This window comes from Intrasporangium sp. (genome assembly GCF_035688975.1).
Taxonomy (GTDB): domain Bacteria; phylum Actinomycetota; class Actinomycetes; order Actinomycetales; family Dermatophilaceae; genus CALMNV01.
Genome location: NZ_DASSMH010000090.1, coordinates 40,277 through 60,898 on the forward strand (window position 1 = coordinate 40,277; position 20,622 = coordinate 60,898).

Consider the following 20,622-nt stretch of genomic DNA (forward strand, 5'->3'; position numbering starts at 1 on the left):
ACCGAGGAGGAGCCATGACCCTGGCACCGGACAGCCAGTACCCCGCGACGCAGCCCACCGAGGGCCCATCCGCACCGCCGCCCAGCCACCCGGCCGGGCCGCCCGGGCGGGCGCCTCGCGAGCGTCGTCGCCTCGCGGAGACGACGGGGGTGGCGCTCCTCGCCGCCGTGCTGGCCAGCGGAGGGACGTATGCCGTGACGCAGGGCCAGGGCCGCGGCACGGCCGCGCCGGCGGGCACGACCACCCCGGTGGCGGCCACAACGAGCGCCCCGGGCAACAGCTCACCCGTGGTCGTCCAGGCGACCGGCTCGGCACCCGACTGGTCGGCCGTGGCCAAGGCGGTCACGCCCAGCGTCGTCTCGATCGACATGGAGACAGCGTCGGGCTCCGGCGCCGGATCCGGCGTGATCTTCGACGCCCAGGGGCACGTGCTGACCAACAACCACGTCGTCGCCGGGGCCACCTCCGGCTCGCTCACCGTGACGCTCGCCGACGGCCGGTCGTATGCCGCGTCGATCGTCGGCACGGACCCCTCGACGGACCTGGCGGTGATCAAGCTCAAGGGCGCTCCGGCCGACCTGACGCCCATCACGCTCGGCAGCTCCGACGCCCTCACCGTCGGCGCACCGGTCATGGCGGTGGGCAACCCCCTCGGCCTCTCGGGCACCGTCACGACGGGCATCGTCAGTGCCCTCGACCGGCCGGTGAGCACCAGCACGAGCGAGGAGCGGCAGTCGCCCTTCGGGGGCCAGGCCACCTCCGACACCGTCGTCACCAACGCGATCCAGACCTCGGCCGCGATCAACCCGGGCAACTCCGGTGGGGCCCTCGTCAACGCCAAGGGCGAGCTCATCGGCATCAACAGCTCCATCGCGCAGCTCGGCGGCGGACTGGGCGGCCAGAGCGGCAACATCGGCATCGGCTTCGCCATCCCCGTCACGGAGGCGAAGGCCATCGCGACGCAGCTCATTAGCAAGGGCCACGCCGACCACGCCTTCCTCGGGGTGAGCACGCGGGACGCGACCGTGACCGACGGCAGCGCGAAGCGGGCGGGGGCCCAGGTCAGCGCCGTCTCGTCCGGCACGCCGGCGGCATCCGCGGGGATCAAGGAGGGCGACGTCATCATCGCCGTCGACGGCCAGCGCGTCGACTCCGCGACCGCCCTCGTCGCCCAGGTCCGCGAGCGGACGGCCGGCAGCAAGGTCAAGATCACGCTCGTCCGTGGCGGCACCCGCCAGGACGTCGAGGTGACCCTGGCCGTCAAGCCCACGACGACCGCCACGCCGTGACCGGGGGCCGCGAGTCGGGAGCGGCGGCGTAGCCACCCGCTGCCGCTGCCGACACGACCGCGCCGCGAGGCCTCGGCGGCCGAGGCTTCCCGAGCACGATCGGCCTGATTGGTCGCACGTCGAGCGTCGGTGCGCCAGACTCAGGGCGTGGACGAGAACCGGAACAAGCAGAACACGCTCGCTGCCATCGAGGCGTTCAACGCCGGCGACCTCGAGCGGTATCTCGCGAGCTACGCACCCGACGCCGTCATCCACGGCCTACCGGAGCACCTCGAGCCGACGGTCTCCGGTCACCACGAGTTCCTCGCGTCGATGCGCGAGGCCCTGCCCGACTTCTCCGCCGACGTGCACGCGATCGTCGTGGAGGGCGACACCCTGGCCGCCCGGCTCACCTACACCGGCACGCACCGCGGAATGCTGCACGGCGTGCGGCCGACGGGCAAGGTGCTGCGCTGGGACGCCATGAACTTCCGCCGCTTCAACGACGAGGGGCTCACCGTGGAACGCTGGATCCTGGGGGACAACCTGTCGCTGCTGCGCCAGCTCGGGCTCGTCTGACCCAAGGCGGGAGGATCTACCGAGCCCCAACGGCCCGAGGCCGGTCACGACACCGGGTGGAACCGATGGCGGGACTGCAGCGCTTCCTGCAGCTCCCAGTCGGCGTCGACGAGCGAGCGCCGCACGGCCGGTGTCAGGTCGCTGCGCGCCAGCGCCTCGCGGCTGCGGCGCGCCGTGTCCTCGGTGAAGACCTGCGGGAAGGCAAGCGCGACGACGCGCGACAGGGCGTCCTCCCCGACCCAGCCCGCCATGGCCGGCACGTCGGTGAAGAACCGCTCCACCCACGGCTGCATGAGCTCGTCGTACGGGGCGGCCCAGAAGCCTCGCGCCAGGTGGTTCATCTCGTAGTTCGAGCGCCCGTGCCGCCCCGTCAGCTGCTCCCAGGCCCACTCCTTGGCCTCGGGCCGCGGGATGCCGGCCCGGCAGAGCAGCGCGTTGAGCGAGCCCTGCAGCGTGTCGTCCTGGTCCCGGTAGCCCTCGATGCCCTCCGCGTCGATCAGGCCCCGGGTGGCCAGGTTGCGCACGACGATCCAGCGGAAGTCGCCGTCGTCCTCGAGCCCCGCGGGCAGCCCGCGTCCGGCCGCCCAGTCGCGCAGCAACGCCTCGTCGTCGCTTGTGCCGGCGAGGAGCCGGGCGGCGGCGAGCGACTCCGTGCTGCCCGCGGCGGCGCTCTCGAGCAGTGACCTGGCCGTGGTCGCCAGCCGCCCGCGCACCGCCGGCTGCTCGGCACGGGGCACGAAGAAGGGGATGACGCGGTGCTCCGCGTAGGCGGCCACCCGGGTCAGGATCGAGGAGTTTGTCTCCCGCGGCCACGCTGCGGTGACGACGCCCACGAAGGCGTCCGGCGAGACCTCGGCTGTCGACACGCCGTCGAGCAGGGCGGCCCACACCACCGCCCGGGCCTGCGGGTCGGGCACAAGGGGAAGCTGCTCCGGCAGCAGCGCCACCGTCTCCGCCGAGAGCCGCACCCGGGCCCACGTCAGGTCGGAGGCGTTGGGCAGGACCAGCGCCGGCACGGGGACGCCGGCGAGCGCCGGCAGCGGGGTGGCCGGGCCCGTCACCGTCACCCGCGCGCGGGCCCGCTCCACGCCACCGGTCCAGGCGGCCACGTCCACGGCGTGCGGCCGGTCCGCCGGGAAGTCCCGCGGCGCCTCCCGGACGACTGTGGCTGACCGGACGACCGCGGGCGGCCGGGTGGCCGCACCCGGCGCGTCCCCGCCCGGTCCCCAGTCGTCCCGTCCCGGGTCCGTGTCGAGGTCGACCGACAGCGTGTCCCGGCCGGCGGTGAGGAGCCAGGCCTGGGACCACGCCTCCAGGTCCGTGCCGCTCGCCTTCTCGATGGCGGCGAGGAATTCGGCCAACGTGCCGTTGCCGTATGCCGTGTCGGCGAGATAGGCGCGCACGCCCGCGACGAACGCCGCGTCCCCGACGTAGGCGATGAGCTGACGCAGGGCGGCCGACCCCTTGGCGTAGGAGATGCCGTCGAAGTTCTGCAGGGCGCTCTGCGCGTCGAGGGCGGCCACCCCGGCGACGGGATGCGTCGACGGGCTCCGCTCGGCGGCATACCCCCACACCTTGCGCGCGATGGTCCCGTCGACCCACGCGTCGGTGTAGCCGGTCGCGTCAACGAGGCAGCGGTGGGACATGTACTCCGCGAACGACTCGTTAAGCCACAGGTCGTCCCACCACCGCATGGTGACGAGGTCGCCGAACCACATGTGCGAGAGCTCGTGTGAGACGGTGTTGGCGCGGCCGAGCAGCTCGTCCCGGGTGGCGGCGCCGCGGAAGAGGTACTGGTCGCGCACCGTGACGCAGCCCGGGTTCTCCATGGCGCCGGCGTTGAACTCCGGCACGAAGACCTGGTGGTACTCCCCGAACGGGTAGCGAATGCCGAACAAGTCGTGGAAGTAGTCGAACGACCGTCGGGTGGTGTCGAGGATCTCGGGGGCGTGCCGCTCGAGAGGACCGCGGAGCGACGCCCGCGCATGCACCCCGAGCGGTATGCCGTCGTGCTCGGCGCGCACGGAGACGTAGGGCCCCGCGCACACCGTGACGAAGTACGTCGCGAGGGGACGGGTCGTGGCGAGCGACCACTGCCCCGGCCCGTCCTGGGTGGCGGCCCCATTGCCGATGACGCTCCAGCTCTCCGGCACGCGGACGGTGACGTCGTAGGGCGCCTTGAGGTCCGGCTGGTCGAAGCACGCGTAGACGCTCGGGGCCGCATCGAGGAAGAGGTGCCCGTAGACGTAGTCCTCACCGTCGGCAGGGTCGGTTGCCCGGTGCAGCCCCTGCCCGTCGCGGCTGTAGGCCATCGTCGCCTCGACCACGAGCTCGTTGTCCTCGCGGAGCCCCGGGAGCGCGAGCCGACCGTCGACTGGCGTCCCGACCTCCAGCGGCTCGCCGCCCAGCACGGCGGACGTGACGTCGCGCGCCTTGAGGTCGATCCAGCTGTCGGCGCCGGGCTGCCGGCACGTGAAGCGGACGGTCGTGCGCGACCCGAAGACCTCCGGTCCCCGGTCGAGGTCGAGCTCCACGGCATACGACGTGACGGTGATGAGCCCGGAGCGCTCCCGGGCCTCGCTCAGGGTGAGGCTGCGCATGGCACCCGAGCCTGCCAGACCCGCCCGGGCGCCGCCGGGGGAAGCACGCGGGAGGGGTCAGCGGTGGATCGGGCCGCCGGCCATGTTCTCGAGGCGGGCGATACGCCGGTCCATCGGCGGGTGCGTGGCGAAGAAGCGGGAGACGTCCTTGGCGCGGAAGGGGTTGGCGATCATCATGTGGCTGGCGTTGACGATGTCCTGCTGGGGCGCCAGCGGGGCGCGGGCGACGCCGAGCTCGAGCTTGCGCAGGGCGGAGGCCAGGGCGAGCGGGTCACCGGTGAGGCGGGCGCCGTCCTCGTCCGCGTCGTACTCGCGGGTGCGGCTGATCGCCAGCTGGATGAGCATGGCCGCCAGCGGGGCGAGGAACGACATGGCGAGCAGGGCGATCGGGTTAGGCCGGTCGTCGTCGGAGCTGCCGCCGCCGAACAGGCCTGCGAACATGAGCATCTGGCCGATGGACGTGATGACTCCGGCGATGGCAGCCGCGACCGAGCCGGTGAGGATGTCGCGGTTGTAGACGTGCATCAGCTCGTGGCCGAGGACGCCGCGCAGCTCGCGCTCGTCGAGGAGCTGGAGGATGCCCTCGGTGCAGCAGACGGCGGCGTGCTGCGGATTGCGCCCGGTGGCAAAGGCATTGGGCGCCTGGGTCGGGGAGATGTAGAGGCGCGGCATGGGCTTGCCTGCGGCCGTGGACAGTTCGCGGACGATGCGGTACATCCCAGGCGCCTGCGCCTCCGAGACGGGGTAGGCGTGCATCGCCCGGATCGCGAGCTTGTCGGAGTTCCAGTAGCCGTAGAAGGTCGTGGCGACGCCGATGAGGGCGAAGAGCCAGATGTAGCGGCCACCGCCGATGAGGCTGCCCAGCGCCAGGAGCAGCGCCCAGATGGCCCCGAAGAGGGCAGCCGTCTTCAGCCCGTTGAAGTGGTTGTGCATGCCGGCTGAACGCGTGGCGGCGCGTCTGTGTTCCCGCTGGGAGGCCGCTGGGCGCGGCGGCATACTGCGGTGGCCTTGGTCACAGCTCGGTGGTTGAGCGCGAAACTACTACAGGTAGTACTACTTGCTGTAGTAGTCTTTTCCCTGCAAGCACCGAAGCCCCGGGAGACCCCGCGGAACCACAAGGAGAGAACGATGCGCAAGACCCTCGACCAGCTGATCTCCTGGACCGGCCTCATCCTCGCCGCCGTCCTGCTCGTGGCGGGCGGCCTGCTGACCTGGGCGAGCAGCTTCGTCACCAGCAACGTCAGCGAGCAGCTCACCGCCCAGCACATCACCATGCCGGGCGGAGCGGCCCTCACGACCCAGGACATGAAGGACAACCTGGCCCAGTACTCCGGGCAGCCGATGACGACCGGCGACCAGGCCAAGGCCTACGCCGACCACTACATCCTCGCCCACATGAACCAGGCGAGCGGCGGCAAGTCCTACTCCGAGGTCTCCGGCCAGTTCACCGCCCTGTCCAAGGACGCGAGCGCCGACCCGGCCCAGGTGACCAAGCTCGGCGAGCTGCGCCAGACGCTCTTCATGGGCAACACGCTGCGCGGTCTGCTGCTCTACGGCTACGCCTTCGGGACCATGGGCAAGATCGCCGGACTCGCGGCCATCGGCGCCTTCGCCGGCGCAGCGATCTTCCTCGTCCTCGGCCTCCTCGGCCTCCGGCACGCCACGACGGCTCGTGACGAGGCGGTCGGCCGGGAGCCGCGTCGGGAGCCGGTCCTGCAGTCCTGACCCGCCGGCCGGCCAGCGCCGGGGGAGCCACCGTAGGGGTGTGGCTTCCCCGGCCGCCGTTCGAGGTGTGGGCGGCCGAGCGGTCAGCGGCCGAGCGGTCAGCGGCCGAGCGGTCCGAGGAGCAGGTCCGGCTGGACGCTGACGGCGACGAGGACGGCGGTGGTGGCCAGCAGGGCAACCGTGACGGCGACCGGCCGCTCCCGCGGCGGCGCCTCCGGGTCGGGCGTCCCGGGGTCTCCCCCCGTCCGCGGGCCGTCCGCTCCGGCCGAGGTGAGCACCGGGCGCAGCCAGCGCAGGTAGACGGCCACCCCGAGCACGGCGTTGGCGGCGGCGAGCACCGCGAGCCAGAGCCAGTCCTGGGCCACGACGGGCCGCAGCGCCACGACCTTGCCGACGAGGCCGACCACGCCCGGCGGCAGCCCGGCGAGCGAGGTGAGCGCCAGGGCCAGCGCCGCGGCCTGCCACGGCCGCCGCTGCCACAGCGCGGCATACGCGCCCAGCCGGCGGCCCTGCGGGCCCACCTCGCGCACGGTGCCGGCGACCACCGCGAAGGCCACCAGCGTGGCGACGACGTAGGTGAGCAGGTAGCCGGCTGACGCCCGCACGCCGAGCCCGGACACGCTGACGAGCGGGAGCACGACCCAGCCGGCCTGGGCGACCGTGGACCAGGCGAGCAGCCGCACGACGTCGTCCTGCCGCAGGGCTACGACGTTGCCCAGGGTCATGCTGAGCACCGCGAGCACGCCGACCGCGAGCAGCCCCGGGGTGCCGAGGACCGCGACCGCACGCAGCACGACGAGGAGGCCGGCGAGAGCGGCGACCTTGGACACCGTGGCGAGGAAGGTGGCCACGGCCGTGCGGGATCCGGCGTATGCCGTGGGCGTCCACGCGTGGAACGGCGCCAGGGAGAGCTTGAAGCCGAGGCCGGCGAGGATGATGACGACCGCGAGCGACAGGAGCGGCCTCGCGGTGTCCCCCGGCCCCGCCCCGGCGACGGCACCGGCGGCGTCGGCGGTGAGGAAGGGGCTGCCCGTCGCGAGGAACCACAGCGCCACGCCGAGGGTGAGCAGGGCGAAGGACACGAGCGAGGTGACGAGCAGCTGGACGGCGCCCGCGACGGCGGCGCGGCTGCCTCCCAGGGCGACGAGCACGACGATGGGCAGCGTCGCGAGCTCGAGCGCGACGAGCCACGTCCCCACGTCACGGCTGGCCGCCACGACGACGGTGCCCGAGAGCGCGGTGAGCAGGAGCGTGGCCTCCACCGGCTCCCGGGCGTGACCGGGCGGCGCGCCCGGGGCGCTGGCGCGCGGCCACGCGAGCGCGATGCACACGACGGCGGCGAGGCAGGCGGCGAGCTGCAGCGTGCTCGTCAGCGAGTCGGCGGTCCAGAAGCACCGCGGCGTCGACACCCGCTCGAGGGTCGTGGCCAGGCCGTCGTCCATGCACAGCGTGGACCGCGCGGAGCCGGCTGGCATCCGGGTGCCCGGGGCCGCCGCCACGGCGGCGCCGAGGGCGGCGGCCGCGGCGACGGCATACGGCCCGCGCCGCAGGGTCGGCGTGACGAGGTCCGCGAGGAGCACGCCGACCACGCCGAGGATCGGGAGCAGCGCTGGGAGCAGCGGCACGACGTCGAAGGTGAGGCCGGTCACCGGGCCACCAGCGCCACGAGCGCCTCCACGTCCGGGGCGGAGAGGCGCAGGAGCAGGTGCGGCACGAGGCCGAGGACGACCATGGCCGCGAGCATCGCGGCGACGAGGCCCCACCGGACCGAGTGCAGGTCCCGCACCGGGTCGGCGGCGGGGTCACCACCCTCGCCGGCCCAGACGATCCGGGCCACCCGCAGCGCGTAGGCGGCCGCGAGGGCGAGCCCGACGGCGCCGAGGACGACGCAGGCCCGCAGCAGGCCGACGGGGCGGCCGGGCCCGGGCGACCACGCGGCATACAGGGCGAGGAACTCCCCCCAGAAGCTGACGAGCCCGGGCAGCCCGAGCGCCGCGGCGAGACCCATGACGAGCGCGAGACCGAATCGCGGGGACCGGTCGCGCAACGCGGCGCGGGCCACCGTGAGGTCGGCCGACCCCCACTGCTCCTTGAGGTCGCCGACGACGAGGAACAGGAGCGCGGAGACGATCCCGTGGGCGACGTTTCCGAAGAGGGCCGCCTGCACACCGGTCGGGCTGCCGGACGCGATGGCGAGCACGACGAAGCCCATGTGGGCGACCGAGCTGTAGGCGATGAGCCGCTTGAGGTCGCGCTCGACGAGGCACGCGAGGCCTCCCCAGAGGATGCCGACGACGCCGAGGACCGCGAGCCCGGGGGCGAGCAGCGCCATGCCGTCCGGCAGCGGCAGTGCGGCGAGGCGCACGATGCCGTAGCTGCCCATCTTGAGCAGGACGGCCGCGAGGAGCACCGACCCGGCGGTGGGCGCGACGGTGTGCGCCGGCGGCAGCCAGGTGTGCACCGGCCACAGCGGCACCTTGATGGCGAGGCCGCCGACGAGGAGGGCGGCGATGGTGGCCTGGACCGCCGTCGACAGGCCCGCGCCGCGGGCTGCGGTGAGCGCGGCGAGATCGGACGTGCCGGTGGAGTGCGTGAGCAGCAGGATGCCGAGCAGCATGAGGGTCGAGCCGAGGACGGTGAAGAAGACGAACCGCCCGGCCGCGTCCGCGCGGACCGCGTCTGCCGCGTGCGGGTCGCCGAACCGGCGGATGAGCACCCACATGGGCACCAGGACCACCTCGAAGGCGAGGAAGAAGAGGACCGCGTCCCGGGCGAGGAAGGTCGCCAGGGCGCCGGCCTCGACGAGCAGGACGCAGCCGAGCAGGGTCGAGCGGCTCCCCCCGACGGGAGGTGGCCCGACGATGGTGTGCAGCACGACGACGACCCCGAGCAGCGCGGTGAGCAGGACGAGTGCCACCGACACCCCGTCGACGGCGAAGTGCCAGCGGACCCCGAGAGACCGGATCCACGGCGCGTCGACCACGGGGCGGGCGATCGCGACCGCCACGGCGAGCAGGGCGGCGAGCCCGGCGGTGGCGAGGGCGATCGGTGCGTCACGGTGGCCCGGCCGCGCCGGCGTCGGTGGCGGTGCGGCGAGCAGGACGACGGCGCCGACGAGGGGCACGAGCAGCAGGAGCGTCAGCGCCACCCGGCCACCCCCAGGACAGCCACGACCACGACGCCGGCCAGGAGCGCGAGGAGCGCCGCCGACGGGACGCCGCGGTGGACGCGGTCCCCCACCCGCCCGACGGCCCGGGTGGCGACGACGGCCGCGCGCGGGTAGGCGTCGACGACGTCGCGGTCGAGCATGACGACGAGCCGGGCGAGCCTGGTCACCGCCCCACCGACGGCGACGTAGGCCGTGTCGGCGCCGAAGCCGCGCTCGGCGCCCGAGCGGACGCGCCCGGGCAGGAGCTCGGCGGCGTCGCGGTCGCCGGTCTCGCTGACGACGAAGACGGCCGTCGCGCTCGCGGCGACGACGACGACCGAGACCGCCGCGGTCGCGACCCCCACCGACACGGTCCCGGGGACACTGAGGAGCAGCACCGTCCCGAGCGCCGTGAGGCCCGCGAGGAGCGCGACGACCAGCGCGGCGGCCAGGGTGATCGGCGGGTGGACGATGGCGTGCGGCTCACCGCCCGCCTCGAGGGCCACCGCCTCGGCGACGGCGCCCGGCTCGGGAGCAGGTGCAGCGGCCGTGAGCACCAGCCACACGCGCATGCAGTAGGCGGCGGTGAGGGCGATGGTGGCGTACAGCGCGACGACGACGAGGCCGGCCCGCACGCCGCCCCCCTCGTGCAGCCCCTCGAGCGCGGCGTCGACGACGGTGTCCTTGGTGACGAAGCCGATGAGCGGCGGCACGCCCGCGAGCGCGGCGAGCCCGATCCCGACCGCCCAGCGTAGGGCCCCGGTCCCGCGGAGCCGGCCCCGCAGCCGCGGGAGCGCCGTCGCACCGGCCAGGACCGCGAGCCAGCCGGCAGCGAGGAAGAGCAGGGCCTTGAAGAAGGCGTGTCCCACGAGGTGCCCCATGGCCGGGGCCGCGCCGGCCGCGACCGGCGCCGCCGCGAGCCCGCCGAGCAGGATGGCGATCTGGCTGAGCGTCGAGTAGGCGAGCAGCCGCTTGAGGTCGGACTGCGCGAAGGCGAGCAGCGCCGCCCAGACCATGGTGGCCGCCGCCAGGACGGCGAGGAGCGTGCGGGCGCCGTCGCTCACGGCATACAGCGGGAAGAGCCGCCCGACGACGTAGCTGCCGGCCGCCACCATCGTCGCGGCGTGGATGAGGGCTGACGCGGGCGTGGGGCCCTCCATCGCGTCGGGCAGCCAGTCGTGGAAGGGCACCAGCCCCGACTTGCCCGCCACCCCGAGGGCCACGCACACCAGCCCGGCCGTCAGGGTCGCGTCGGCGCCCGGAGCGGTGAGGACGTCCTGCAGGTCGGTGCTGCGGGCGCGGACGGCGAGCGCCACGAGCCCGACGACCATGCCGATGTCGGCGGCGCGGGTGACGAGGAAGGCCTTGTATGCCGCCCGCCGCGCGGCCGCCCGCTCGCTGTCATGCCCGATGAGCAGCCACGAGCACCAACCCATGACCTCCCAGCCGACAAGGGTGAGGGCGAGGTCGGCCGACTGGACGACGAGGAGCATCCCGGCCGCGAAGAGCGACACCGTCGCGGCGAACTGCGGGTAGCGCGGGTCGGTCGTGAGATACCACGTGGTGAAGAGCTGGATGCCGAGCACGACGAGCGCGACGACGAGGGCGAGCAGGCCCGACAGGGGGTCGGACAGCAGGTGCAGCGGCACGCTGAGGTCTCCGAGGGGCAGCCCGCCCAGGCTGTCGAGGTCGGCCGCCGCCGCCGGGGCGAGCCACTGCAGCAGCGCGAGGGCGGCGGTGACGGCCGCGCCGGCGACCGCCACGACGCGCGCCGCCGGCCCCGAGCGGGAGCCGAGGAGGCGCACGAGCAGCCCGGCCAGCGCCGCGAGGGCCGGGACGGCGACGAGCAGCGGGACGACCGCCCTCACGGCGCCAGCCCCCCTCCTCCTCCCCCGGTTCGAGGTATTCCGCTACCGGATGCGGTCGCGGAATACCTCGAATGGGCGGGAGGGGCTGGGGCGGGAGGGGCTGCGTCGGGGGCCGCAGTGAGGTCGACGGATGCGGCCCGGCGGAAGAGCAGCAGGATGACCGCGAGGGCGACGACGACCTCGGCCGCGGCGATGGTGATGACGAAGAGGGTGAGGACCGGCCCTGCGGCATACGGCGACCGGGGGCGTGAGCCGGCGGTGATGAGCAGCAGGCTCGCGCCGGCGAGGACGAGCTCGACCCCCACGAGGACGAGCACGGCGTTGCGCCGTGCGAGCACGCCGTAGACGCCGAGGCCGACGAGCAGGGCCGCGAGGCCGGCCGGCAGGAAGAGGTGGATCACTGGCGCCGCCCGCCGTCGGGCACGACGAGTCGGGACACCGCGAAGGCGCCTACGAGGGCGACGAGGAGCAGCACCGAGAGCAGCTCGAAGGGCCACACCCACGTGCCGAAGATCGCCGCGCCCACCTGCGGGGTCGTCGTCGGCGGCCCGTCCAGGTCGACCGTGCCCGCCCCGAGGACGGGCAGGGCGAGCGCCGCGACGAGCGCCGTCGTCGCGGCGCCGAGCACGCCACCGGCGACCCGCTGCCACAGCCTGGTCCCGATGTGCGCGTGCGGCCCGATCGGGGCGCGGGTGAGCATGAGGGCGAAGAGGACGAGCACCACGATCGCGCCCACGTAGACGAGCAGCTGGACCAGCCCCACCAGCTCCTGGCCCAGCACGAGGTAGCACCCGGCGAGGGAGCCGAGGCAGACGAGCAGCCAGAGGGCGGCGTGCACGACGTGCCGCGTCGTCACCGCGAGCGCGCCGCAGACGGCGGTGACCAGCCCGACCGCGGCGAAGACGATGTCGCGAGTCGTCACTCCTGCTCTCCCGTCGCGTGCTCCGGCGGCATCGGCGGCCCACCGGCGGCGGGCGGCTGCGTGCCCGGCGCCTCCGCAGCGACCCGCGGGCGGGCCGGGCCCCTGCCGGCCGGGCGGGGCGGCTTCGCGGCGGCCGTGACCTCTGCGGGGACCGCCGAGGCCGGGTCGAGCGGCGGCGGGGGCGGCACGGTCTCCATCCACGCGCGCAGCCGGTCCTTCTCGTGGAGCAGGTCGCGGATGTCGAGCTCGGCGTACTCGAACTCGGGGCTCCAGTGCAGCGCGTCGAAGGGGCACACCTCGACGCAGATGCCGCAGTACATGCACAGCGAGAAGTCGATGGCGAAGCGGTCGAGCACGTTGCGCTGCCGCGCCCGGCCGCCCGGCGTCGTGGCGGGGATCTCCTCCTTGTGCGAGTCGATGTAGATGCACCAGTCGGGGCACTCGCGCGCGCAGAGCATGCAGGACGTGCAGTTCTCCTCCGTGAGCGCGATGACCCCCCTGCTGCGCGGCGGCAGTGCCGGCCGCACGTCGGGATACTCCGCGGTGTGCGCGTGCCGGGTCAGGGAGCGGGCCGTCGTCGCGAGCCCCTTGGCCAGCCCGGGCAGCAGGCCCCCGAGCCGGCCCTCCGGCGGCTGCCCGGTCACCGGGTCACCACCACGACGACAGACGTGACGGCAAGCTGGAGCAGGGCGACCGGCACGAGCCACACCCACGCGAGGCGCTGCAGCTGGTCCTCGCGCAGCCGCGGCCACGACACCCGCAGCCAGATGACCACGACGGCGACGGCGAAGCCCTTGAGCAGCGTCCAGAGCCAGCCGAGCGTGTCCGGCAGCGGGCCGGCCCAGCCGCCGAGGAACAGCACGGCGAAGAGGAGGGAGAGGACGACGATGCCGGCGTACTCGGCGAGGAGGAAGAAGGCGAAGCGCAGCCCGGTGTACTCCGTGAAGACGCCGAAGACGATCTCGGAGTCGGCCACGGGCATGTCGAAGGGCGGCCGCTGCAGCTCGGCGAGCGCGCACACGAGGAAGACGACGGCCCCGGGAAGCTGCCACACGAGCCACCAGGGGCTCCAGGCGGCCGCGATGCCGGTCAGCGACAGGGTGCCGGCCGCGAGCGCCACCGAGGCGACCGCCAGCACCATCGGCAGCTCGTAGGACAGCAGCTGGGCAGCCGCCCGCATCGCGCCGAGCAGGGAGTACTTGTTGGCCGAGGCCCAGCCCGCCATGAGCGTGCCGACGATGCCCACCCCGATGACGGCGAGGACGAGCAGCACGCTGGCGTCGACCTGCGCACCGACGACGGACGGGGACAGGGGGACGACCGCGAGCGCGACGAGGTAGGGGATGAGCCCCACCGCCGGGGCGAGCCGGAAGACCCACCGGTCCGCCCGGGCGGGGGTGACGTCCTCCTTCTGGACGAACTTCACCCCGTCGGCGACGAGCTGGGCCCACCCGTGGAAGCCCCCGGCATACATCGGCCCGAGCCGGCCCTGCATGTGGGCCATGACCTTGTGCTCGGCCTGGCCGACGAGGAGCGGCAGGACGAGGAAGGCCGCGAGCACGGCGCCCGCGCGCAGCACGACCTCGAGCACCGACGTGGCCACGGTCACCGCACGCTCACCGCGCTCACCGGGGCCCCCACTCGGGCCCCGGCACGCCGGGCGCCTGGACGCGGCGCCGGGAGGGCGCGCGCCCGGCGTCGCCGTGGCCCTCCCCCGGCTCCTTGCCGCCGGGCCACGTCTTCGCGGCGCGGGCGGCGAGGACGAAGGACTTGCGCAGCGGCGTGCCCTCGAAGCCGTCGGGGAGCAGGAGCGGGCGCAGCCCGAGACCGGTGCCGTCGTCGTAACCGGCGAAGTCGATGCCGAACATCTCGTGCGTCTCCCGCTCGGGCCAGGCGGCGCCCGGGAACAGGCCGGTGAGCGACGGCGCCGCCGCCCCCTCCGGGAGTCGGGTGCGCAGCAGGACCGAGCGCAGCTGCCGGGGGGCGCCGATGGCGAGCAGGTGGCAGACGAGGTCGAAGCCGGCGTCGGCGTCGGCGTCGGTCTGGTCGACCGCCGTGAACCAGTCGAAGTAGCGAAACCCGTCGTCGCGCAGCCGGCCGACCGTCGCCACCCAGTCGGCGAGCGGCACGTCACGCACGTCGGTGACCCTCATCCGTCGCTCCCGTCCGGGTGCGCGGCGCCCGCGACGCCGCTGTGGCCGGTCGGCGCCAGCAGCAGCGGGCGGGTGACGTCGCCGGCCGTGCCGGTGCGCGTGCCGGCATACCGCCGCCGCAGCGTCTCGGTCGAGAGCCGCTCGGCCGCGATCTTCTCCTGCAGGCGGATGATGCCGTGCAGCAGCGCCTCCGGCCGGGGCGGGCACCCGGGCACGTAGACGTCGACCGGGACGACCTGGTCGACGCCCTTGGTGACGCTGTAGGAGTCCCAGTAGGGGCCGCCGGTGTTGGAGCAGGCGCCGAAGGAGATGACGTACTTCGGCTCGGGCATCTGGTCGTAGAGACGCCGGATCGCCGGCGCCATCTTGTCGGTGACCGTGCCGGACACGACCATGAGGTCGGCCTGCCGTGGCCCCGGCGCGAAGGGGATGACCCCGAGCCGGATGAAGTCGTGCCGGCCCATCGAGGCGGCGATGAACTCGATGGCGCAGCAGGCGAGGCCGAAGTTGAAGACCCACAGCGAGTAGCGCCGGCCCCAGTTGAGCACGACCTTGATCGGCCTCGGGGCGTGCTCGCCGACGGCCCCCATCCGGACGGAGTCGAGCGCGACGGGCCGGACCGTGGGAAGCGGCAGGTCCACCTCGCGCCCGGTCGCCATCACACCCACCTCAGCAGACCGCGCCGGGCGGCGTGGCCGAGGCCGAGGACGAGCACGGCGAGGAAGATGCCCATCTCGACGAGGCTGGCCGCGCCGAGCCGGGCGTCGCGCAGCACGGTCGCCCAGGGGAAGAGGTAGACGGCGTCGACGGCGAAGACGACGTAGAGGAACGAGTAGACGAAGTAGCGCACCTTGGTCTGCGCCCAGCCCACGCCCACCGGGTCGACACCCGACTCGTAGGTCGTGAGCTTGGCCGCGACCGAGGCCGTCGGCGCGAGCAGGCGGCGCGCGACCATGGCCGCCGTGACGAGGAGCACCCCTGCTCCCACGACGGCGGCGACGGCGACATACCCGACCATGGGAAGCAGCCTAGTTGGCGGGGGCGCCGCACGGTGGGGCGGCTGGCCGGTGTGAGGCCGGCATCAGGACACCGTCAGCGTGCCCCCGTCACGAGCCCGTCAGCGGGCCCACGTCACGAACGTGACGACGAGGTCGCCCCGGCCGAGGTCGCGCACGTGGGTCGAGTGGCCCGCTGCGCGCGAGCCCTCGACGACCCGTCCCCAGCCCGAGGCGTCGTTGCTCGCCGGCGCGCCTGCCGCACCGGGCCGCGCGGCGGCGCCGACCGTCGTCGTGCTGTCGAGGTGGCTGTAGATCAGGGCCAGCTCGTCGTAGTCGTGCTTGTTGGGGTGCTGGTTCGTGCCCGGGCTGTTGGTGTAGTCCATGCACGTGCCGAGGTTGGCGTTGGTGAAGTTCTCGTCCTGGTGGTCGAGGCCGAGGGTGTGGCCGATCTCCTGGCAGGTGACGAGGTTGCGCCAGGCGGGCGTGTTGTACGTGCTCGTCGAGAAGTACGTGTCGTTGAGCTTCACCGTGCCCTGGGTGATGTGGACGCCGCCGGTGACCGAGATCGACGCGACGCCGAGCCAGCCCGTGTTGCCGTAGCGGGCGTTGCAGACCTCGACCCGTCCCGCGGTCGGGCGACAGTTCTTGGGGGCCGTCGAGCCGGTCACGACGCTCGTGTCGAGGACGGCCGACTTGGTCCAGTCGGCCGAGGCTCCCTGCAGGCTCGTGTCCCACTGGGAGGAGACGTTGTCACCGAGCCGGACCGTGAACGGGTTGCTCGTGCGCGCCCAGTGGTAGCCGCCCCACGAGTGGGTGGCGGACGCGGCGCTCGGGACGAGGAGGGTGACACTTGCCGCCGCGGCCACCGCGGCGAGGACTCGTGGACGCATGGGGCCTTCTCCCTGGTATGCCGCACGGCTGGGCCGGGTCGCCAGCCTCGCCTCCCACTGTGGACCCCCGCGCCCTCCGCCGCCACCCGGGACGGCGGCGAATCCGGGGTGCACGGCGGGTGACGGCGGGTGTCGGAATGTTGTCCGGAGATTGACGGTTGACCAGACGGTTCGACCGGACGACCTACCATGGAATGAGCCCACCGCCACAAGCCGGGCTCGCGACCGACAGGGAAAGCTCGAGGCACTCTCCACCATGAACACCAAGACCGTCCAGCGGCTCGACCGGGTCGTCATCCGATTCGCAGGGGACTCCGGGGACGGGATGCAGCTCACGGGTGACCGCTTCACCTCCCAGACGGCGCTGCTCGGCAACGACCTGTCGACGCTGCCGAACTTCCCCGCCGAGATCCGGGCGCCGCAGGGCACCCTGCCCGGCGTGTCGAGCTTCCAGCTGCACTTCGCCGACCACGCCGTCCTCACCCCCGGCGACGCGCCCGACGTCCTCGTCGCGATGAACCCCGCGGCCCTCAAGGCCAACCTGCGGGACCTGCCCCGGGGCGCGACGATCATCGCGGACACCGACGAGTTCACCAAGCGCAACCTGGCCAAGGTCGGGTATGCCGCGAACCCGCTCGAGGACGGCTCGCTCGAGTCCTGGCACGTCCACCCCCTCGCGCTCACCTCGATCACCGTCGAGGCGCTCGCCGCCTTCTCCAGCCTCAGCCGCAAGGAGAAGGAGCGGGCCAAGAACATGTTCGCCCTCGGGCTGCTCTCCTGGCTCTACACCAGGCCGATGTCCGGCACCGAGTCGTTCCTCCAGGCGAAGTTCGCCGACAAGCCGGACATCCTCGAGGCCAACCTCGCGGCGCTGCGGGCGGGCCACCACTACGGCGAGACGACCGAGGACTTCGCGGTCAGCTACGAGGTGGCGCCCGCCGCGATGCCCCCGGGCACCTACCGCAACGTCACCGGCAACACGGCGCTCTCGCTCGGCCTCGTGGCGGCGGCGCACCGGGCCGGCATCCCCCTCTTCCTCGGGTCCTACCCGATCACCCCGGCCTCCGACATCCTGCACACCCTCGCGCGCCTCAAGCGCTACGGCGTGGCCACGATGCAGGCCGAGGACGAGATCGCCGGCGTCGGCGCGGCGCTCGGCGCCTCCTTCGGGGGCGCCCTCGGCGTGACGACGACCTCCGGGCCGGGCCTCGCCCTCAAGGCCGAGACGATCGGGCTCGCCGTGTCGCTCGAGCTGCCGCTCATCGTGTGCGACATCCAGCGCGGCGGGCCGTCGACCGGCCTGCCGACCAAGACGGAGCAGGCCGACCTGCTCCAGGCCCTCTACGGGCGCAACGGCGAGTCGCCCGTGGCCGTTGTCGCGCCCTCGACCCCGGCGGACTGCTTCGACATCGCGGTGGAGGCGGTGCGGATCGCGACGACCTACCGCACGCCCGTCATCATCCTGTCCGACGGCTACCTGGCCAACGGCTCGGAGCCGTGGCGGCTGCCACGCACGAGCGAGCTGCCGGACCTCACGGTCGAGTTCACGACGGAGCCCAACGACACGGACGCCAAGGGCGAGCCCGTGTTCCACCCCTACCTGCGCGACCCGCAGACGCTGGCCCGGCCGTGGGCCGTGCCCGGCACGCCGGGCCTCGAGCACCGCGTCGGCGGCATCGAGAAGGCTGACGTCACCGGCAACATCTCCTACGACCCGGACAACCACGACCGGATGAGCCGGCTGCGGCAAGCCAAGATCGACGGCATCGCGTCGACGGTCCCGCCCCTCGAGATCGACGACCCGACCGGAGACGCCGACGTGCTCGTCCTCGGCTGGGGCTCGACCTACGGCCCCATCGCCGCGGCGGTCCGGCTGGCCCGCGCCACGGGAGCCCGGGTCGCCCAGGCGCACCTGCGCCACCTCGCGCCCTTCCCGAGCAACACCGGTGAGGTGCTGCGGGGCTACAGCCGGGTCATCGTGCCGGAGATGAACCTCGGCCAGCTCGCCATGCTGTTGCGCGCGCGCTACCTCGTCGACGTGCGGTCCCACACCTCCGTGCGCGGGCTGCCCTTCCCGGCCACCGAGCTCGCCGACGTCGTCGTGTCCGCAGTCAAGGAGCTGGCTGCCACCGACCTGCGCCTCAAGGAGCCCGTCCGATGACCACCCTCGACCTCGGTATGCCGGCACACGGCGGCGCCAGCGGCACGGCCGGCGTCCCACGCCTCGGTGAGGGCGACTCGCTGACGAAGAAGGACTTCACCTCCGACCAGGAGGTCCGCTGGTGCCCCGGGTGCGGTGACTACGCCATCCTCGCCGCCGTCCAGGGCTTCCTGCCCGAGCTCGGCCTGAAGCGCGAGAACATCGTGTTCGTCTCGGGCATCGGCTGCTCGTCGCGCTTCCCCTACTACCTCGACACCTACGGGATGCACTCCATCCACGGCCGCGCCCCCGCCATCGCGACCGGGCTGGCGGCCTCGCGCGAGGACCTGTCGGTGTGGGTCGTCACCGGGGACGGCGACGCCCTCTCCATCGGCGGCAACCACCTCATCCACGCCCTGCGCCGCAACGTCAACCTCAAGATCCTGCTGTTCAACAACGAGATCTACGGGCTGACCAAGGGCCAGTACTCGCCGACGTCGCACGTCGGCCAGGTGACGAAGTCGACCCCGCTCGGTTCGCTCGACACGCCCTTCAACCCGGTGTCGCTCGCGCTCGGCGCGGAGGCCAGCTTCGTCGCCCGCACCATGGACTCGGACCGCGCGCACCTGACGTCGGTCCTGCGGGCCGCCGCGGAGCACCGTGGGTCGGCCCTGGTGGAGATCTACCAGAACTGCCCGATCTTCAACGACGGGGCGTTCGCCGTGCTCAAGGACCGCACCGAGGCGCAGGCCCGGATCCTCCAGCTCGTCGACGGGCAGGAGGTCGCGGCCGGCGACACGGTCGTCGTCCGGGACCAGCGCGGCTCGCTGTCCGTCGTGCCGCGGACCGAGGCCGACCCCGGGCAGGTCGTCGTGCACGACGTCCACGCCGAGGACCCGTCGGCGGCATTCGCCCTGTCGCGACTCGACACCCCCGACATGGGCCACGTCCCGATGGGGGTCTTCCGCTCCGTGGACCGGCCGACCTACGACGACGGCCTGCGCGCGCAGCTCGCCTCCGCGTCGACCGGCCCGGTCACCGACGCCGACATCGACGCCCTCCTCGCGGGACGGGACACCTGGACCGTGGGCGGGTGACCGCGCCGGACACGGCGACCGCGACTCCTGCGCGCCCCGTCTCCCGGGGACCCGGCTCCGGCGAGGTGGGGCGGGGCACGCTCCTCGGCATCGCGGCATACGGCATCTGGGGCTTCTTCCCGCTCTACTTCGACGCGCTCAAGCCGGCCGGCGCGTGGGAGATCCTGGCCCACCGCATCCTCTGGACGCTGGTCGTCTGCGTGCTGGTGCTCGCGGCCACCCGTGACGTCCGGTGGGTCGCACCGCTGGTGCGCCGTCCCCGCACGATGCTCGCCATCGCCGTGGCCGCCGGCCTCATCGCAGTCAACTGGGTGGTCTACGTCGGTGCCGTCACGGCGGGGCACGTCAGCGACGCGGCGCTCGGCTACTTCCTCAACCCGCTCGTCACGGTCGCGCTCGGGGTGGTCGTCCTCAAGGAGCGGCTGCGGCCCCTCCAGTGGGTCGCCGTCGCCATCGGCGTCGTGGCCGGCCTGTTTCTCGCCGTCGCGGGCGGCCGGGTCCCGTGGGTCGCGCTCGTCCTCGCCATGTCGTTCGCACTGTACGGCCTGACCAAGAACCGGCTGGGGGCCACCTTGCCGGCGTTGCACGGGCTGACGGTCGAGACGGTCGTGCTCGCCCCCGTCGCCGCCGTGATCCTCGCGGTCGTCGGCGCCCACGGCGGCCTGGAGCTCGGCCGTCACGGCGGTGTGCACACGGCCCTGCTCGTCGGGTCGGGCGTCGCGACGTCGTTGCCGCTGCTCGCCTTCGCCGCCGCGGCGAGGCGGATCCCGCTCGTGACGGTCGGGCTGATCCAGTTCCTCACCCCGGTGCTGCAGCTGCTCTGCGGGGTGTTGCTGCTGGGCGAGGTCGTGCCGCCGGCGCGGTGGGTGGGCTTCGGGATCGTGTGGGTGGCTCTGGTCGTGCTCACGGTCGACTCGCTCCTCGCGCTGCGCCGCGCCACCGCGGCGCGACCCGCCGCGTGAGCGCCACTGCGATCAGCTGATCAACTGATCAACTGGCAGATCAACTGGCAGCCGCTGCTGCCCTGACGACCCCACTCGCCAGTTGATCCGCCAGTTGATGAGCTGGCTCATGGGCGAGCGCGATCAACTGGCAGATCAACTGGCAGTCGTTGCTGCCCTGGTGACCACAACCGCCAGTTGATCTGCCAGTTGATCCTCGCGCCGCGGCCAGCACGCCGCGCCGCGCGCCCTGAGGCGACGAGACCGGCTCGGTATGCCGGGTCGGCCGGGTC

19 protein-coding genes are annotated in these 20,622 nt (G+C 73.5%); 6 read left to right on the plus strand and 13 right to left on the minus strand.

The features are described 5' to 3' along the window. Positions 1-14 precede the first annotated feature (14 nt). Positions 15-1,289 (plus strand): S1C family serine protease, encoded by a 1,275-nt coding sequence (locus tag VFJ94_RS09760; protein WP_325004011.1) that lies wholly within the window; start codon positions 15-17, stop codon positions 1,287-1,289. A 147-nt stretch (positions 1,290-1,436) separates the two neighbouring features. Next, positions 1,437-1,847: an ester cyclase gene (locus VFJ94_RS09765; RefSeq protein ID WP_325004012.1), complete on the plus strand. Its 411-nt coding sequence runs from the start codon at positions 1,437-1,439 to the stop codon at positions 1,845-1,847. 44 nt (positions 1,848-1,891) lie between these two features. Here the strand turns inward: VFJ94_RS09765 and pepN are convergent, their stop codons facing one another. After that, positions 1,892-4,447, minus strand: a complete 2,556-nt coding sequence (gene pepN, locus VFJ94_RS09770) for an aminopeptidase N (RefSeq protein WP_325004013.1) — start codon at positions 4,445-4,447, stop codon at positions 1,892-1,894. Positions 4,448-4,504: 57 nt separating this feature from the next. Next, positions 4,505-5,380: a zinc metalloprotease HtpX gene (htpX, locus tag VFJ94_RS09775; RefSeq protein ID WP_325004014.1), complete on the minus strand. Its 876-nt coding sequence runs from the start codon at positions 5,378-5,380 to the stop codon at positions 4,505-4,507. Between the two features lie 195 nt (positions 5,381-5,575). Between htpX and VFJ94_RS09780 the strand changes: the two genes are divergently transcribed. Beyond that, on the plus strand, positions 5,576-6,172 hold the full coding sequence (locus tag VFJ94_RS09780) for a hypothetical protein (RefSeq protein ID WP_325004015.1): 597 nt from the start codon (positions 5,576-5,578) through the stop codon (positions 6,170-6,172). Between the two features lie 98 nt (positions 6,173-6,270). Here VFJ94_RS09780 and VFJ94_RS09785 read toward each other — a convergent pair whose 3' ends face one another. The 11 genes from VFJ94_RS09785 to VFJ94_RS09835 form a co-directional block, all read right to left on the minus strand. Beyond that, complete coding sequence (locus VFJ94_RS09785; protein ID WP_325004016.1) at positions 6,271-7,821, minus strand: NADH-quinone oxidoreductase subunit N; 1,551 nt, start codon at positions 7,819-7,821, stop codon at positions 6,271-6,273. Next, complete coding sequence (locus tag VFJ94_RS09790; RefSeq protein WP_325004017.1) at positions 7,818-9,320, minus strand: NADH-quinone oxidoreductase subunit M; 1,503 nt, start codon at positions 9,318-9,320, stop codon at positions 7,818-7,820. The genes VFJ94_RS09785 and VFJ94_RS09790 overlap by 4 nt, the downstream gene beginning before the upstream one ends. Next, positions 9,311-11,188, minus strand: a complete 1,878-nt coding sequence (locus VFJ94_RS09795) for an NADH-quinone oxidoreductase subunit L (RefSeq protein ID WP_325004018.1) — start codon at positions 11,186-11,188, stop codon at positions 9,311-9,313. The genes VFJ94_RS09790 and VFJ94_RS09795 overlap by 10 nt, the downstream gene beginning before the upstream one ends. After that, positions 11,185-11,589 carry an NADH-quinone oxidoreductase subunit NuoK gene (gene nuoK, locus VFJ94_RS09800; protein WP_325004019.1) on the minus strand — a complete coding sequence of 135 codons (405 nt, stop codon included), beginning with the start codon at positions 11,587-11,589 and terminating at the stop codon, positions 11,185-11,187. Before nuoK ends, VFJ94_RS09795 begins: the two co-directional genes overlap by 4 nt. Beyond that, the gene (locus tag VFJ94_RS09805; RefSeq protein WP_325004020.1) at positions 11,586-12,110 is read right to left on the minus strand and encodes an NADH-quinone oxidoreductase subunit J; all 525 of its coding nucleotides are present in this window, start codon (positions 12,108-12,110) and stop codon (positions 11,586-11,588) included. Before VFJ94_RS09805 ends, nuoK begins: the two co-directional genes overlap by 4 nt. Continuing rightward, entirely contained in the window at positions 12,107-12,754 is a 648-nt protein-coding gene (locus VFJ94_RS09810) for a 4Fe-4S binding protein (protein ID WP_325004021.1), read from the minus strand. Before VFJ94_RS09810 ends, VFJ94_RS09805 begins: the two co-directional genes overlap by 4 nt. Then, positions 12,751-13,719 carry a complex I subunit 1 family protein gene (locus VFJ94_RS09815; RefSeq protein WP_325004022.1) on the minus strand — a complete coding sequence of 323 codons (969 nt, stop codon included), beginning with the start codon at positions 13,717-13,719 and terminating at the stop codon, positions 12,751-12,753. Before VFJ94_RS09815 ends, VFJ94_RS09810 begins: the two co-directional genes overlap by 4 nt. Before the next feature lie 16 nt (positions 13,720-13,735). Next, entirely contained in the window at positions 13,736-14,263 is a 528-nt protein-coding gene (locus VFJ94_RS09820; protein WP_325004023.1) for an NADH-quinone oxidoreductase subunit C, read from the minus strand. Continuing rightward, positions 14,260-14,853: an NADH-quinone oxidoreductase subunit B family protein gene (locus tag VFJ94_RS09825; protein ID WP_349256085.1), complete on the minus strand. Its 594-nt coding sequence runs from the start codon at positions 14,851-14,853 to the stop codon at positions 14,260-14,262. Before VFJ94_RS09825 ends, VFJ94_RS09820 begins: the two co-directional genes overlap by 4 nt. Positions 14,854-14,921: 68 nt before the next feature. Then, entirely contained in the window at positions 14,922-15,281 is a 360-nt protein-coding gene (locus tag VFJ94_RS09830; protein ID WP_325004025.1) for an NADH-quinone oxidoreductase subunit A, read from the minus strand. Positions 15,282-15,380: 99 nt separating this feature from the next. After that, entirely contained in the window at positions 15,381-16,151 is a 771-nt protein-coding gene (locus tag VFJ94_RS09835; protein ID WP_325004026.1) for a hypothetical protein, read from the minus strand. 256 nt (positions 16,152-16,407) lie between these two features. Here VFJ94_RS09835 and VFJ94_RS09840 point away from each other — a divergent pair, with 256 nt between their 5' ends. Genes VFJ94_RS09840 through rarD form a run of 3 tightly spaced genes read left to right on the plus strand, consistent with a single transcriptional unit; the run spans position 16,408 to position 20,350 of the window. Then, positions 16,408-18,312, plus strand: coding sequence for a 2-oxoacid:acceptor oxidoreductase subunit alpha (locus tag VFJ94_RS09840; protein WP_325004027.1), 1,905 nt, complete (start codon positions 16,408-16,410; stop codon positions 18,310-18,312). Then, on the plus strand, positions 18,309-19,388 hold the full coding sequence (locus tag VFJ94_RS09845; RefSeq protein WP_325004028.1) for a 2-oxoacid:ferredoxin oxidoreductase subunit beta: 1,080 nt from the start codon (positions 18,309-18,311) through the stop codon (positions 19,386-19,388). Before VFJ94_RS09840 ends, VFJ94_RS09845 begins: the two co-directional genes overlap by 4 nt. Further along, positions 19,385-20,350 (plus strand): EamA family transporter RarD, encoded by a 966-nt coding sequence (gene rarD / locus VFJ94_RS09850; protein WP_325004029.1) that lies wholly within the window; start codon positions 19,385-19,387, stop codon positions 20,348-20,350. The genes VFJ94_RS09845 and rarD overlap by 4 nt, the downstream gene beginning before the upstream one ends. The last annotated feature ends 272 nt before the right edge of the window (positions 20,351-20,622 follow it).